We start from the raw sequence: 13,291 nt of genomic DNA on the forward strand, positions 1-13,291 counted from the left end.
GGCGCCCGGCGCACCATTGCCAGGCCGTTTCAGTTTTATGTCAGCCGCTGGACGCCATCGTCTGAATTTCGTCAAGCGGTCCTGGAGACGGGATTTCATGGTTAGGGGCAAGGGGGTTAGATCATGAGAAAATTCAAAGCCGCTACCGCGGCAGGGCTTCTGCTGGCTTCATTGCTTGGCGGCACGGCTCATGCCGATGACATGCTGGGATCCTATGTCGCTCGCATTTCAGATCGGGACCATCAGGCGAGTGACGGCTATGCGCTGGACAATGCCGCGCAAATGGTGCGGCAGGACCGCGCCAACTGGCACAAGTTCCACCGCCGCGACAGCGACGACGAGGGTGATGGCTGGTTCAGGACCAACGACCAGCGCGCCGATCTGCAACGCATGCTGGAGCGTGGCGGCGCGATGAGTTCATCGACCAAGCGCGCAATCGTCAATGGCGAACCGCTGATCCAGGTCGACGTCTACGAAAACAGCGTGCGCGTCAGCGTCCTGGAAAACTGAAGGATGCGGAACGACTGACAGACGGGGCGGCGCTTCAGCGCCGACCCGCCATCCATCCACAGAAACGGCGGCCGAAAATCAGGACGCTTCTTCGTTGTCGTCGTCCTCTTCGGACTCTTCGTCGCCTTCGGCCTTCACGCCGTCGTCGCCTTCTTCCTCATCTTCAGCGTCTTCGTCTTCGTCGTCATCCGAGAGGTCAGCGGCTTCGACCGCGGCGGCCGCGGCATGATCGAGGATGTGTTCGGAAATGGATTCGAGCGATTCGGCAGGAGCCCGGGTTTCTTCTGTCACATCGATGTCGTGATCGGAATTCATGGAAGCCTCCGTGGGGTTGGGGAACATTCCCCTTTTGCCACGGAGAGATCATCGCCATATGACTGTAAGCCGGCTCGAACGGCCGGGGACAAAGAATATTTTCTTTCCTTAACCGGCAATCTTCGAGAAATCCGCGACCTGACCGGTTGCCGCGCGGATGCGGGCGAGCAGGGCCAGGCGGTTGGCACGCACGGCCTGGTCTTCATCATTCACGAGAACGTGCTCAAAGAATGAATCAACCGGTTCACGCAACACGCTAAGCGCCAGCAGCGCGGCGGAAAAGTCATCGTTTTGAATAGCTTCCCCGGCTTGCTTCTCAGCCTGATTCACCGCCGCAAACAGAGATTTCTCGGCATTCTCACGCAACAGCGCTGGCTCAACAGTCTCGGCAATCACCGTTTTCTTCTTCTCCTCGGCGGCCAGGATGTTGGCCGCGCGCTTGGTTCCGGCGAGCAGGTTCCTGCCGTCCTCCGAGTCGAGGAAGGTGCCCAGCGCCTCGACGCGGCGCACGATCTGCAGCAGGTCGTCATTGGACGATTGGCCAATCTCCCCCCTTGAGGGGGAGATGCCCGGAAGGGCAGAGGGGGGCGCTTGGCGCTGAGAGGACGGCGGGACAGCGCCCCCCTCTGTCGGCTTCGCCGACATCTCCCTCTCTAGGGGGGAGATCGGGCGCGAACTTGTCGCCAGCACCGCATCGATGAGGTCGTGGCGGGCACCCTGATCGCGGAGGTAGACCTTCAGACGGTCGTGAAAGAAAGCCACGAGATCGGCGATGAATGGCGAAAGTGATGCTTCCAATTCCATTATTCGCTGGCCATCGAAGAACTCTCGTCCCTGATCGGCGGGGCCGAAGATTTCCGAACTTGCTTTGGCCAACCCACCCTTCAACAAGTTGGAGATCAAGCCCGCTTCCGACAGCAGCCGGCTTGCCCCCTTGTACTCGCGAATACGGGAATCGAGCATCGTGACCAGACCACGGCTCTCAGCCCCCTCGCCCAACCGTTCATAGGCGGCGAGCGCCGAGGCCACCGTCGCTGCGATGGCGACATCCAGCGAAATCCTGATCCTGTTTTCCAGTATGATCCTCACCACACCCAGCGCCGCTCTACGCAGCGCATAGGGGTCCTTCGAGCCTGTCGGCTTTTCGTCGATGGCCCAGAACCCAGCCAGCGTGTCGAGCTTGTCGGCGAGCGCCACGGTGATCGAAACCGGATCGCTCGGTACGCGGTCGGAAGGGCCCTGCGGCTTGTAATGTTCCTCGATGGCCGCGGCCACGGATGGGTGCTCGCCCTGGAGCAGCGCGTATTTGCGGCCCATGGCGCCCTGCAATTCGGGAAACTCGCCGACGACTTCGGTGGTGAGATCGGCCTTGGCCAGGACAGCGGCGCGACTTGCAAGCGCGGTAATCTCCCCCCTCGAGGGGGAGATGTCGCCGAAGGCGACAGAGGGGGTCGGCACGACGGGACGCGACGCCCTATCGCGGTCAGAGGATGCCGGCGCTTCAGGCGCGGCGACCCCCTCTGGCCTGCCGGCCATCTCCCCCTCGAGGGGGGAGATCGACCGCGCCACGATCGGCGCCAGTTCTTCGGCCAGATGCTTGATCCGCTCCACCCGCTCGCCCTGTGTGCCGAGCTTGGCGTGGAAAGTCACCCCAAGATGGTCGAGGCGCGCCATGCGCTGGTCGAGCGGCTTGCTCAGATCGAGCCCGAATTTCTTTGCTGATGCCTCTAGTTCACCGAGATCCGGCAAATCGCCCTGGTCGGTCGTCCAGAAATAGAGCGCGTCGGACAGGCGCGCGCGCACCACCTTGCCGTTGCCGTGGGCGATCTCCTTGCCGCCATCCTTGGCCTCGATGTTGGCGGTGAGGATGAAGCGATTGGAAAGCTGGCTGATCTCCCCCCTTGAGGGGGAGATGGCCGGCAGGCCAGAGGGGGTCGTCTCGCGTGGAGCGCCGGCATCCTCCGTCCGCGATAGGACGTCGCGCCCCGTCGTGCCGACCCCCTCTGTCGGCTTCGCCGACATCTCCCCCTCAAGGGGGGAGATCGGGCGCGATGTCACAAAGCACTTCTGGTTGGCGCGGATGGTCAGGCGAATCACTTCGGCCGGAATGGCCAGGAAAGCCTGCTCGAATTCGCCCATCAGCACGACCGGCCATTCCACCAGTCCCGACACTTCTTCCAGCAGCCCTTCGTCCTCGACCAGGTCGAGCCCGTTGGCGAAGGCAAGGTTGCGGGCGTCGGCAAGTATGATCTCCTTGCGGCGGTCGGCATCGAGCACGACCTTCGCCGCTTCCAGCTTGGAAACATAGTCGCCGAAGCGGCGCACCGTGATGGCATCAGGCGCATGGAAGCGGTGGCCATAGGTGATGTTGCCCGAGCGGATGCCGTCGATCTCGAAATCGACCACCACCGGCTCCTCGGTCTCCGGGCCGAAGGTGCACAGGATAGATTGCAACGGCCGCACCCAACGCAGCGAGCCGGGCTTGGCCGAGGCCGGCCCCCAACGCATCGATTTCGGCCATGGAAAATTGCGGATGATGCCCGGCACCAGCTCGGCGATGATGTCTTCCGCCGCCCTGCCCGGCTTCGAAATATGGGCGACGTAGAAGTCGCCCTTCTTTGGGTCGGAATGGACATGCGCCTCGGCGACGGATGCCAGGCCTGCCTTGCGCAGAAAACCTTGCACCGCCTGTTCGGGCGCTGAGATCGAAGGCCCCTTGATCTCCTCGCTTATATCTTTCGAGCGTGCAGTCAGGCCTCGGATATCGAGCGTGAGGCGCCGCGGCGTCCAGTACTCGCGTGCCGCCTCATAGGTCAGCCCCGCCTCGACCAGGCCGTCGGTCAGCATCTTCTTGAGGTCACCCGCCGCCTTGCGCTGCATGCGGGCGGGGATTTCCTCGGAGCGAAGTTCTAGAAGCAGGTCAGGCATCAGGGTCAGCTCATGCGGGAGAGAGGTCCGGGCGGGGCATAGCAACTCGGCTGGCCGCTGTCACCCTTTCCACAAATTTTGGCGCCCCTGTCGGGACGAGACGATCCCGCTCGTCCTTGGATCAAGGATTTCCATGAACCTAACACAGCGCTGAAGCGACCCACGCTCAGGCAGGGAACACTTGGCTCAACGACCATGAAAACGGCATCCAGATTTCTGCAGATCCTCGCGCTCGGCGCCTGCTTCACCGGACAGGTCCACGGCGCCTTCTCGATGCCGGGCGTGCGGCAGGCATTGCGCACGATCGACGGTACCGGCACTCAGAACGCGATGCCGATGCACGCTTCGCTCGCGATGATGAATCTGGCCTGAAGCTCAGGCTGCCAAGCCGCCTGCCTGCGTTTTCAAAAATGCCTCCCCGCAGGCTTTCGCCAGATTGCGCACCCGCAGGATGTAGCTCTGCCGCTCGGTGACCGAAATCACACCGCGCGCATCGAGCAGGTTGAAGACATGGCTGGCCTTGATGCACTGGTCGTAGGCCGGGAAAACCATGCGGTGCATCGGCGCATTGTCGTTCGACGCCGGCGCGCCGGCATCGAGCAGCGCCTTGCACTCGGCCTCGGCATCCTCGAAGTGGCGCAACAGCATCGCCGTGTTGGCGTATTCGAAATTGTGGCGCGAATATTCCTGCTCGGCCTGCAGGAAGACATCGCCATAGGTGACCTTGTCGGCGCCTTCGCGGCCGTTGAAGTTGAGGTCGTAGACATTGTCGACGCCCTGCACATACATGGCCAGCCGCTCCAGCCCGTAGGTGAGTTCGCCGGCCACCGGCGCGCATTCGATGCCGCAGACCTGCTGGAAGTAGGTGAACTGCGACACCTCCATGCCATCGCACCAGCATTCCCAGCCGAGGCCCCAGGCGCCCAGCGTCGGGCTTTCCCAATCGTCCTCGACAAAGCGGATGTCGTGCAGCAGCGGGTCGACGCCGATCGCCGCCAGCGAGCCGAGATAGAGCTCCTGTAGGTTGGGCGGGTTCGGCTTCAAGATCACCTGATACTGGTAATAATGCTGCAGCCGGTTCGGGTTCTCGCCGTAACGCCCGTCCTTGGGCCGGCGCGAGGGCTGGACGTAGGCGGCATTCCAGCGTTTTGGCCCGAGCGCGCGCAGCGTCGTTGCCGGGTGAAAGGTGCCGGCGCCGACTTCCATGTCGTAGGGCTGCAGGATGACGCAGCCATAGGCCGCCCAGTAATTGTGCAAGGTCAGGATCAGCCCCTGGAACGAGCGGCTGGGATGCATATGGGCGGGGATTTCAATCGTCACGGGTGGCCTCGACAGCACAGGCTAGCTTGCCGGCACGTCCTAGAGACCCGGCGGCCAAGCGTCAAGCAAGGCGCCCGCCGGTGCGAGCGTACAGTTGAAAGCTTTGCTAGCGGCTGGTCCATTGCCAGCCTTGGGCACCTGAGGTCTGTTCGATGCGTCCACCTCAATGACAACAGGTCAACCATGCCCAGCCCGATCGTCATCCGTCCCGTCACGCGTCAGGACTTCGACCAGTGGCTGCCGCTGTGGGACGGCTACAATGCATTCTATGGCCGCTCGGGTGAAACAGCCCTGCCGGGCGAGATCACGGCAATGACGTGGTCCCGCTTCTTCGATTCCTATGAGCCGGTTCATGCGCTGGTCGCCGAAAGCGAGGGACAGCTTCTCGGCCTCGTGCACTATCTCTTCCATCGTAGCACCACGGCGATCGCGCCGAATTGCTACCTGCAGGACCTCTTCACCACACAGGCCTCCCGTGGCAAAGGCATTGGCCGTGCGCTGATCGAGGGCGTCTACGAGCGAGCCCAGGCCGCCGGCTCAGGCAGGGTTGACTGGCTGACGCACGAGACCAACCAGACCGCGATGAAGCTCTATGACAAGATCGGCGAACGTCCCGGCTTCGTCGTCTACCGGAAGCTATTCTGAGGCAATTCCGAGCCTATCGGCGCCTGTCGGGGGCGCCACAGCCATCCACAAACGAAACGGGGCTCCGAAGAGCCCCGTTGCATTCAAAAAACCCGATTTCACCCCTTCGGGGCGGGCACCGGCTCTGGCTTGACCTTCGGGGTTTCCTGCGCCGTGTTGGATTCGATCGGCGGCAGGCCCTTCATCAGCTTCTGTTGCAAGTTGGCCAGCACATCGGGATCGGGCTTCAGGTCGCGGGCCTGGTTCCACTGGAAGGTGGCTTCCAGTTTGCGGCCGACGCGCCAGTAAGCATCGCCAAGGTGGTCGTTGAGAACCGGATCTTCCGGCTTCAACGACACGGCGCGTTCCATTTCGCGCACGGCATCGTCGAATCGGCCAAGGCGGAAATAGGCCCACCCCAGCGAATCGACGATGTAACCGTCGCTTGGCCTGAGGTCGACGGCCTTCTGGATCATCGCCAGGCCCTCCTTGAGGTTCATGTTCATGTCGACCCAGGAATAGCCGAGATAGTTCAGCACCTGCGGCTGGTCGGGGACCAATTCCAACGCCTTGCGGAAGTTCGGCTCGGCCTTGGGCCATTCCTTCAGCCGCTCATAGGCGATGCCACGCTGGTAGAAGATGTTCCAGTTGGCCGCGGTTGGCGTCTTCAGCGCTTCGACAGCCTTGTCGTAGAGATTGGCGGCCGAGCGGAAATCCTCCTTCGAGGAATAGACACCCCCGAGCGCCAGATAGGCGCGCATGTCGTCGGGGTGGGCGTCGACGAAGGCCTTCAGATGGGTGATCGCCTCCTCATGACGGTCGAGATCGGCAAGGTTGAGGCCGAGCTGCAGCTCCGAAAGCTCCTTCAGCGGCGAAGTGGCGGGGATCCGCCGATAGAGCGCGATGGCGCCCTCGCCGTCCTTCAACTGCTCGGACACCGCAGCGAGTTGCACCAGTGCCGCATCGCTATCGGGCTTCAACGCCAGAGCATACTGCAGATAGAGACGGACGAACGGCTCGCCGCCGCCACGGTTGAGCGCGGTGGCGAGATCAAGCAGAATCTCGGAGGCGCCGTCCGACGGACCGGCAGCGAAAGGCGCGATCTTGTCGCCCCTGGCGATCTTGTCGCGCATGGCGACGATTTCCAGCTTGCCGGGCGAAAACGCCTCGGCCTGATCGAGCACCGACATTGCCTTGGTCTTGTCGCCCTTGCGAGCCAGAAACGAGGCATAGGCCTGCGCATTGCGCATCCAGGTTTCGGGAGCCGCACCACCGGCGGCCGTATCCTGCATGGTCGCGGCGTAGATCGCATCAGCCTTTTCGGGCATACCGGACGCATCGGCAATCAATGCGCGATGGAACGACTTGAACAGACCGAACCAATCCGGCCCCTGCAACTTGTCGATGGAGGCCATCGCATCGGCGGCCTCACCGGCGCCTTGCTGCGCCCAGCCGGACATGACCCCGGAGAGCAGCCGGTCGAGATCGGATTCCACCGACAGCTTGAGCCAGTATTGTACCTTGGTGAAATCCTTCTTGTGGAAGGAATCGACGGCCAGCGCCAGGCGCGAGAAGCGCTCGACATCGGGAACTTCCTTGAGCTTGTCGGCATAGACCAGGGACTCGTCGAAGCGGCCTTGCGCGATCAGCGACAGCATCAAGCTTTGCTGCAGGCCGGTGTCGCTGGGGTCGAAGGCCAATGCCTGCTTATAATAGCCGATGGCGCTGTCGAGGTCGTTGTCGCCTTCGGCGATCCGGGCCGCCAGATAAGCGCCCGAGAACGACGTGATCTTGACCGGTTCGGTGGTTTGCTTGGCATAGGCCGGCAGAGCCGAGATCGTCATGCCGGTCACAATTGCCAGCCTTGTCAGCCAGCGCGCACGTCCTTGCCGCATCGTATTCCTTTCAGCCAGGCCCATCTCCGCATCAGCGGGATCGGCGTAGACTCCATCTTCATGATAAAGCATGGCCTTTTTGGGGTCGCGCTTCAATCCGCCTCGAATTTACAATCCGGGCACCCGATTAACAAATCATGGCGACGGGCCACAGTTTTTCGATCTTGAATTTCGGCCATGGCCTCGCGCGGATCGGAGCATATCACAGATTCGACCGCAGGGCTCGACGCCAATATCAGTGTTCGCCTGCGGGATCAGTGTTCGCCTGTGGAGGCAGACCCCTGCACCAGCGTGTCACCATATCCGCCAGCCGCAATCGTGCTGCACAGCCCGCTCCATTCGCAGCCGCCGCAGGCCTTGCGCACGCGGCCGGCGGAAAACGCCTGCCGCATCCGAGCCAGCATCGACGCATCGAGATCGAGACTGGCGCCGACGCGGATTGGGCGCGCCAGCAATTCCTCCAAATCCTGTGCCGCGAGCCGATCGCGCTCGAAGACGCTCTCGTTGAGACAATGCGGCTCCGGCTCGTCGAGCAACGGGCCGCAGACATCGTCCGGGCTGGAAACGAGGAGGATGCCCTCGCCCCGGCTCAGGCGCTCCGCGATCCCGTCATAGTTGGCGGTGAAGGCGGGACTGTATCCCTTGCCCACATAGGTGAGCAGGCAAAGGAGGTGATGGGCGCGCAGCCTGATCGTCACGGATTGGCCGGCTTCGCCCTGCCGGGAAGGGCCATCAGTGTCGCGGCACCGAGCGCCGACTTCAGCAGACCGCCGACGATGAATGGCAGGAAGCCGAAGGTGATGGCCTGTTCGGCGCCGATCATGATGGCGAGCCACATGGTGCCGAGAACCAGGCAGGCAAGGTTGCCGAGCAGCATGGCGGCGAAGGCAAGCATCACCCGGTTGCCGTTCCAGCCGCGTTCGGCCAGCCAGCCGACCAAGGCGCCGACGATTGGGAAAGCGAAGAGATAGCCACCTGTTGGTCCGACGAAATGCTGGACGCCGGCGGCGCCTCCGGCCAGCACCGGAAAGCCGACCGCGCCTTCGACGAGCCAAGCGGCGATGGTAACGGCGCCAAGCCGCCAGCCATAGAGCGCGCCGATCAATGTCACGGCGAAGGTCTGCATGGTCACCGGAACCGGCAACATCGGTACTTCGATGTAGGACGACAGCGCCAGGAACAGCGTGCCGAGCACGACGGCTCCAACCTGCCAGGCAAGAGAGCGGCCCTGAAGCCGGAGCGGACTGAACGAGGGCTTGCCGGACGAGAATGGAACGTCTGTCATGGGATTCCTTTGATCGATTGCAAATTATAGATAATTTCTGTTTTCGATCTATTATCGAATCCACAAATCCCCCAAGATAGCAAGCCCTGCCTGTGCAAGGCGTCATCCTAGCCCACGATGGCAAAGGCCTCGCGTGTCGTGCCAGAGGCCGTCCTGACCGGCTTGCGGCCGATCCACTGGACATGCCGCCCCAGTGTCGCGGCTGCCGATTCGGTGTTACCCTGCCGCAAGGCGGTGAGTATCGCGCGATGATCCTGGTCGGTGCGTGTCTCCCACTCCGAGCGCCAGGCCGCGAACAGGAAGCGGGCACTTGCCGCGTGCAGGTCGTCGATGGTGGCGAGCAGACGCGGCATGCCGCACGGCGACAGGATCAACCGGTGGAAGGCGCGGTTGGCTTCTTCCCAGGACCTGACATCGCGGGATTTGTCGCCGGCCCTGGTCGCTTCCTCGGCAAGGTCGAGAATGGCCGATGTCAGATGCGGCGCGGCGTGGCGCAGCGCCAGCACTTCGAGCGCGGCGCGCATTTCGGCGACCTCCTTGACCTCGCTCAGGTCGAAAGCCGCGACACGTACGCCGCGGCGCGGCTCACCGACGGCCAGCCCTTGCGCCTCGAGACGGCGAAACGCTTCGCGTACGGGAACATGGCTTGTCTGGAATTCCTCGGCGATATGATCCTGCCGAAGCCTGGCCCCCGGCTCGATCGCGCCGGAGATGATGCGGTCCGCCAGCACCTTGCTGATGCGCACCGCGATGGTGTCGTCTGTGCCCTTTGCCATCTTTTATAGATAATTTGCGGCGAGGCAGCTTGTCGAGACGGCGGGACCGAATTCGCAAACTTCCTCATCAGCGCAAGCCAGAGGAAGCGTCGCCAAAGTCCAGCCTTCAGTTCACCCGGCTTATGCAGAAATCGATGACGTCGATCAGCGCCGATTTCTGCGGCGTCGCTTCCAGCGGCGCCAGCGCATCGCGGGCGATCTCGCCGAAATGGCGGGCGCGTCCGATCGTGTCGGCGATGGCGCCGTGGCGTGTCATCAGGCCGATCGCCTTTTCCAGGCCGGCGTCGTCGGTGGCATTGTCCTCGATGGAACGCTTCCAGAAGGTGCGCTCAGCCTTCGTGCCGCGCCGGTAGGCGAGGATGACCGGCAGGGTCACCTTGCCCTCGCGGAAATCGTCGCCGACATTCTTGCCCAGATCCTTGCTGGTGCCGCCATAATCCAGCGCGTCGTCGATCAGCTGGAACGCAAGGCCGAGGTTCATGCCGTAGGAGCGCAGCGCCGCACGGTCGTTACGCGTCGCCAAGGCAATGACCGGACCGACTTCGGCAGCCGCAGAAAACAGCGCCGCGGTCTTGGCCTTGATGACGGCGAAATGTTCGTCCTCGGTGGTCTCCAGGTTCTTGGCGGCGGCAAGCTGCATCACCTCGCCCTCGGCGATGATCGAAGCCGCGCTCGACAGGATGTCGAGCGCCTCCAGCGAGCCGACATCGACCATCATGCGGAAGGCCTGGCCGAGCAGGAAGTCACCAACCAGCACGCTCGCCTGATTGCCCCAGATCATGCGGGCGGTCTTCTTGCCGCGGCGCATGCCGCTCTCGTCGACGACATCGTCATGGAGAAGCGTCGCCGTGTGCATGAATTCAACCGCCGTGGCGAGCTTGACGTGGCCCTCGCCGGCATAGCCGAACATCTGCGCGGCGGCGAGCGTCAGCATCGGCCGCAATCGTTTGCCGCCGGACGAGATCAGATGGTTGGCAATTTCGGGGATCATCTCGACGTCGGAGCCGGCCTTGGACAGGATCAATTCGTTGACGCGCCCCATATCGGCCGCAGTCAGATCGATCATCTCCTTGATGGAGGCGGGCTCCCGCTTCCCGTTTTCGATGTTGAGAACGACACCCACGACAATCACTCCCGTCTTGGTATAACGCGTGCGACGGCACCCTTAATCCCTGCTTGGACTCTAGGGCGGCAGGCACATCCACGGCAAGAGGCGAATTGGCGCGGCGGCGATGACAGGTTGTCAACTGGCGGCGAAGGAAGTTCTGCTTTGCCAGGGCAATCCACCTACCCGTTTACATCAGCGCTGCAAACTGAGAGTTTCGCCCGATGATAGAGCTCATTCGCACCAACGACGCCGTCATTATCTCCTTTGTCGAATCGCTGATGCGCGATGCCGGCATCGGCTGCTTCGTCGCCGACCAGAACATGAGCGTCCTCGACGGCTCGCTCGGCATCCTACCGCGGCGCGTCATGGTCGACGCCGACAAGGCCGACGCGGCACGGCGCATCCTGACGGATGCCGGCATCGCCAACGAGATCCGTGGAAAGTAATGCCCGCCGCGCCGGCCACCCTTATCCCGGACACACCGGCCCATACGGTCGATGCTTTCCATCGCGGCCGGTTCTGGCTCGTGCAGCCCAAGCAAGGCGGCCATCGCGCCGGTATGGATGCGATGATGCTGGCCGCGTCCGTGCCATCTTCCTTTGGCGGGCGTCTGGCCGATTTCGGCGCCGGAGCCGGGGCTGCGGGCCTGGCGGTGCTGTCGCGCTGCCTGGCAGCCGAGGCCGTGCTTGTCGAACGCGCGCCGGAAATGGCGGCCTTCGCTGCGGCCACCCTTGCCCATCCCGGCAATGCCCATCTCAGCGATCGCGCCTCCGTGGTCGTCGCTGATGTCACCGTATCGGGCCGGGCGCGGGCGTCCGCCGGCCTCGCCGACAACGACTTCGACTTCGTCATCATGAACCCGCCTTTCAATGCCGCGCGGGACCGCGCCACGTCCGATCGCTTGCGAAAGGAAGCGCATGTCATGGAGGATGGAGCATTCGAGAGCTGGATCCGGAGCGCCGCGGCGGTGGTCAGGCCGCGTGGCCGGCTTGCCGTCATCGCCCGACCCGAACAGCTCGGCTCGATTCTCGATGCAATCGCCGGCCGCTTCGGCGATGCCGAGATGCTTGCCGTCCATCCGCGCCCAGACGCGGCGGCGATCCGCATCATTGTGCGGGCGGCGCTCGGCGCACGGGGAAGACTTGCCATCCGCCCGCCGCTGATGCTGCACGCGCAGTCGGGCAACGGTCCTGACGAGCGCAGTGAAATGATCACCAACGGGCTTGCCTCTCTGTTCGGAGATTGAGCTATTCTTGAGGCCCACATTGCTGTTGGCCGGGGAATCCCTACATGCCAGCAACCCATCGACCGGAGACCGTGCCCTCGTGAAACGACTTATCAACCGCCTGCTGCCGAAATCCTGGCGCTCCACCGTCGTCACCATTCCGGTCATCCGGCTGCACGGTACCATCATGGCCGGTGGCGGCCAGTTGCGGCCGACCCTGTCCCTGGCCTCCACCGCCGGCCTCATCGAGAAAGCGTTTTCCTACGACGCGCCGGCGGTCGCCATCTCGATCAATTCGCCCGGCGGCTCGCCGGTGCAGTCGCGGCTGATCTTCAAGCGCATCCGTGATCTGGCAACCGAAAAGGACAAAAAGGTGCTGGTCTTCGTCGAGGACGTTGCGGCATCGGGCGGCTACATGATCGCGGTCGCCGGCGACGAGATTTTTGCCGATCCGTCCTCCATCGTCGGTTCGATCGGCGTGGTGTCGGCCTCGTTCGGCTTCCCGGAACTGATGAAGAAGATCGGGATCGAGCGCCGTGTCCACACCGCCGGCCAGAACAAGGCAGTGCTCGATCCGTTCAAGCCGGAGAAGAAGGAAGACGTCGAACGGCTGAAGGCGTTGCAGCTCGAGGTGCACGGCACGTTCATCGACCTCGTCAAGGAGCGGCGCGGCACCAAGCTGAAGGACGATCCGGACCTGTTCACCGGCCTGTTCTGGACCGGCATCAAGGGCCTTGAACTCGGCCTGGTCGATGCGCTCGGCGACATGCGGACGGTGCTGAAGACACGCTTCGGGGAGAAGACCCAGCTCCGGCTGATCACGGCACCCCGCGGGCTCCTCGGCCGCTTCGGCCTATTCGGCTCGAGTATGGGCTTTTCGGTGCCCGACATCGCCGCCGCGGCCGCCAGCGGGGTGATCGATGCGGCGGAAGAGCGCGCATTATGGGCGCGCTTCGGGCTTTGAAAACCCGGCGAAACCGTCTAGCATAAGAAGCTCGAAGTCTTATGCATGTCGTTTTCCCAAAACCGGATCCACCTTTGGGCGACATGTATCAACCGACCTACCGGCCGCCTTCGCCGGCCCAGCGTGGGAGGAGTTTTGGCATGCCGCAGATCATTTTCTTCACCGTCGTTGGCGTCGCCGCCTATTTCGGCTACCGCACTTTCGTCCGCGAAGCCGAGCGCGTGACCGCCAAGGTGCGGCGCACCGAAAAGCAGGCGGCCAATGGCGCGATGGGGACGCTGGTCAAGGATCCGAAGACCGGCGAATACCGGCTGGCCAAGGACTGAGCATCATTTCACATG

Annotated in this window: 15 protein-coding genes; 7 read left to right on the plus strand and 8 right to left on the minus strand. The window is 63.1% G+C overall.

Translation table 11 applies throughout. The annotated features are described in order from the left end of the window. Nucleotides 1-123: 123 nt before the first annotated feature. Nucleotides 124-510 carry a hypothetical protein gene (locus tag NKJ01_RS15435; protein ID WP_352729104.1) on the plus strand — a complete coding sequence of 129 codons (387 nt, stop codon included), beginning with the start codon at nt 124-126 and terminating at the stop codon, nt 508-510. 78 nt (nt 511-588) lie between these two features. On the opposite strand, the gene NKJ01_RS15440 is transcribed toward NKJ01_RS15435, so the two are convergent. Continuing rightward, nucleotides 589-825, minus strand: coding sequence for an ATPase (locus NKJ01_RS15440; protein ID WP_352729105.1), 237 nt, complete (start codon nt 823-825; stop codon nt 589-591). A gap of 108 nt (nt 826-933) precedes the next feature. Further along, nucleotides 934-3,753 (minus strand): glycine--tRNA ligase subunit beta, encoded by a 2,820-nt coding sequence (locus NKJ01_RS15445; protein WP_352729107.1) that lies wholly within the window; start codon nt 3,751-3,753, stop codon nt 934-936. A gap of 195 nt (nt 3,754-3,948) precedes the next feature. Here NKJ01_RS15445 and NKJ01_RS15450 point away from each other — a divergent pair, with 195 nt between their 5' ends. After that, entirely contained in the window at nt 3,949-4,125 is a 177-nt protein-coding gene (locus NKJ01_RS15450) for a hypothetical protein (protein ID WP_352729109.1), read from the plus strand. A gap of 3 nt (nt 4,126-4,128) precedes the next feature. Here NKJ01_RS15450 and NKJ01_RS15455 read toward each other — a convergent pair whose 3' ends face one another. Then, on the minus strand, nt 4,129-5,049 hold the full coding sequence (locus NKJ01_RS15455; RefSeq protein WP_352600753.1) for a glycine--tRNA ligase subunit alpha: 921 nt from the start codon (nt 5,047-5,049) through the stop codon (nt 4,129-4,131). Nucleotides 5,050-5,256: 207 nt separating this feature from the next. On the opposite strand from NKJ01_RS15455, the gene NKJ01_RS15460 reads away from it, so the two are divergent. Continuing rightward, the gene (locus tag NKJ01_RS15460; RefSeq protein WP_352729111.1) at nt 5,257-5,718 is read left to right on the plus strand and encodes a GNAT family N-acetyltransferase; all 462 of its coding nucleotides are present in this window, start codon (nt 5,257-5,259) and stop codon (nt 5,716-5,718) included. Nucleotides 5,719-5,816: 98 nt separating this feature from the next. Here NKJ01_RS15460 and NKJ01_RS15465 read toward each other — a convergent pair whose 3' ends face one another. The 5 genes from NKJ01_RS15465 to NKJ01_RS15485 form a co-directional block, all read right to left on the minus strand. Next, nucleotides 5,817-7,592, minus strand: coding sequence for a tetratricopeptide repeat protein (locus NKJ01_RS15465; RefSeq protein WP_352729256.1), 1,776 nt, complete (start codon nt 7,590-7,592; stop codon nt 5,817-5,819). A 254-nt stretch (nt 7,593-7,846) separates the two neighbouring features. Continuing rightward, the gene (locus NKJ01_RS15470) at nt 7,847-8,290 is read right to left on the minus strand and encodes a DUF1284 domain-containing protein (RefSeq protein WP_352729113.1); all 444 of its coding nucleotides are present in this window, start codon (nt 8,288-8,290) and stop codon (nt 7,847-7,849) included. Beyond that, nucleotides 8,287-8,877 (minus strand): biotin transporter BioY, encoded by a 591-nt coding sequence (locus NKJ01_RS15475; protein WP_352729115.1) that lies wholly within the window; start codon nt 8,875-8,877, stop codon nt 8,287-8,289. The genes NKJ01_RS15470 and NKJ01_RS15475 overlap by 4 nt, the downstream gene beginning before the upstream one ends. 107 nt (nt 8,878-8,984) lie before the next feature. Next, on the minus strand, nt 8,985-9,653 hold the full coding sequence (locus tag NKJ01_RS15480) for a GntR family transcriptional regulator (RefSeq protein WP_023759077.1): 669 nt from the start codon (nt 9,651-9,653) through the stop codon (nt 8,985-8,987). A gap of 106 nt (nt 9,654-9,759) precedes the next feature. Continuing rightward, on the minus strand, nt 9,760-10,776 hold the full coding sequence (locus tag NKJ01_RS15485) for a polyprenyl synthetase family protein (protein ID WP_023759076.1): 1,017 nt from the start codon (nt 10,774-10,776) through the stop codon (nt 9,760-9,762). Nucleotides 10,777-10,982: 206 nt separating this feature from the next. On the opposite strand from NKJ01_RS15485, the gene NKJ01_RS15490 reads away from it, so the two are divergent. The 4 genes from NKJ01_RS15490 (at nt 10,983) to NKJ01_RS15505 (ending at nt 13,276) form a co-directional block, all read left to right on the plus strand. After that, nucleotides 10,983-11,207 (plus strand): putative signal transducing protein, encoded by a 225-nt coding sequence (locus NKJ01_RS15490; protein WP_023759075.1) that lies wholly within the window; start codon nt 10,983-10,985, stop codon nt 11,205-11,207. Next, nucleotides 11,207-12,007, plus strand: a complete 801-nt coding sequence (locus NKJ01_RS15495; protein ID WP_023759074.1) for a tRNA1(Val) (adenine(37)-N6)-methyltransferase — start codon at nt 11,207-11,209, stop codon at nt 12,005-12,007. The genes NKJ01_RS15490 and NKJ01_RS15495 overlap by 1 nt, the downstream gene beginning before the upstream one ends. A gap of 79 nt (nt 12,008-12,086) precedes the next feature. Further along, complete coding sequence (locus NKJ01_RS15500) at nt 12,087-12,950, plus strand: S49 family peptidase (protein WP_352729118.1); 864 nt, start codon at nt 12,087-12,089, stop codon at nt 12,948-12,950. Between the two features lie 140 nt (nt 12,951-13,090). Continuing rightward, the gene (locus NKJ01_RS15505; RefSeq protein ID WP_013896713.1) at nt 13,091-13,276 is read left to right on the plus strand and encodes a membrane protein; all 186 of its coding nucleotides are present in this window, start codon (nt 13,091-13,093) and stop codon (nt 13,274-13,276) included. Nucleotides 13,277-13,291: the final 15 nt, after the last annotated feature.

The organism is Mesorhizobium sp. M0276 (assembly GCF_040321755.1).
GTDB lineage: Bacteria > Pseudomonadota > Alphaproteobacteria > Rhizobiales > Rhizobiaceae > Mesorhizobium.

Coding starts and splice junctions, on each gene's coding strand:
- NKJ01_RS15435 (WP_352729104.1), top strand. CDS start 124: ATGAGAAAATTCAAAGCCGCTACCGCGGCAGGGCTTCTGCTGGCTTCA.
- NKJ01_RS15440 (WP_352729105.1), bottom strand. CDS start 825: ATGAATTCCGATCACGACATCGATGTGACAGAAGAAACCCGGGCTCCT.
- NKJ01_RS15445 (WP_352729107.1), bottom strand. CDS start 3,753: ATGCCTGACCTGCTTCTAGAACTTCGCTCCGAGGAAATCCCCGCCCGC.
- NKJ01_RS15450 (WP_352729109.1), top strand. CDS start 3,949: ATGAAAACGGCATCCAGATTTCTGCAGATCCTCGCGCTCGGCGCCTGC.
- NKJ01_RS15455 (WP_352600753.1), bottom strand. CDS start 5,049: ATGCATCCCAGCCGCTCGTTCCAGGGGCTGATCCTGACCTTGCACAAT.
- NKJ01_RS15460 (WP_352729111.1), top strand. CDS start 5,257: ATGCCCAGCCCGATCGTCATCCGTCCCGTCACGCGTCAGGACTTCGAC.
- NKJ01_RS15465 (WP_352729256.1), bottom strand. CDS start 7,592: ATGCGGCAAGGACGTGCGCGCTGGCTGACAAGGCTGGCAATTGTGACC.
- NKJ01_RS15475 (WP_352729115.1), bottom strand. CDS start 8,877: ATGACAGACGTTCCATTCTCGTCCGGCAAGCCCTCGTTCAGTCCGCTC.
- NKJ01_RS15480 (WP_023759077.1), bottom strand. CDS start 9,653: ATGGCAAAGGGCACAGACGACACCATCGCGGTGCGCATCAGCAAGGTG.
- NKJ01_RS15490 (WP_023759075.1), top strand. CDS start 10,983: ATGATAGAGCTCATTCGCACCAACGACGCCGTCATTATCTCCTTTGTC.
- NKJ01_RS15495 (WP_023759074.1), top strand. CDS start 11,207: ATGCCCGCCGCGCCGGCCACCCTTATCCCGGACACACCGGCCCATACG.
- NKJ01_RS15505 (WP_013896713.1), top strand. CDS start 13,091: ATGCCGCAGATCATTTTCTTCACCGTCGTTGGCGTCGCCGCCTATTTC.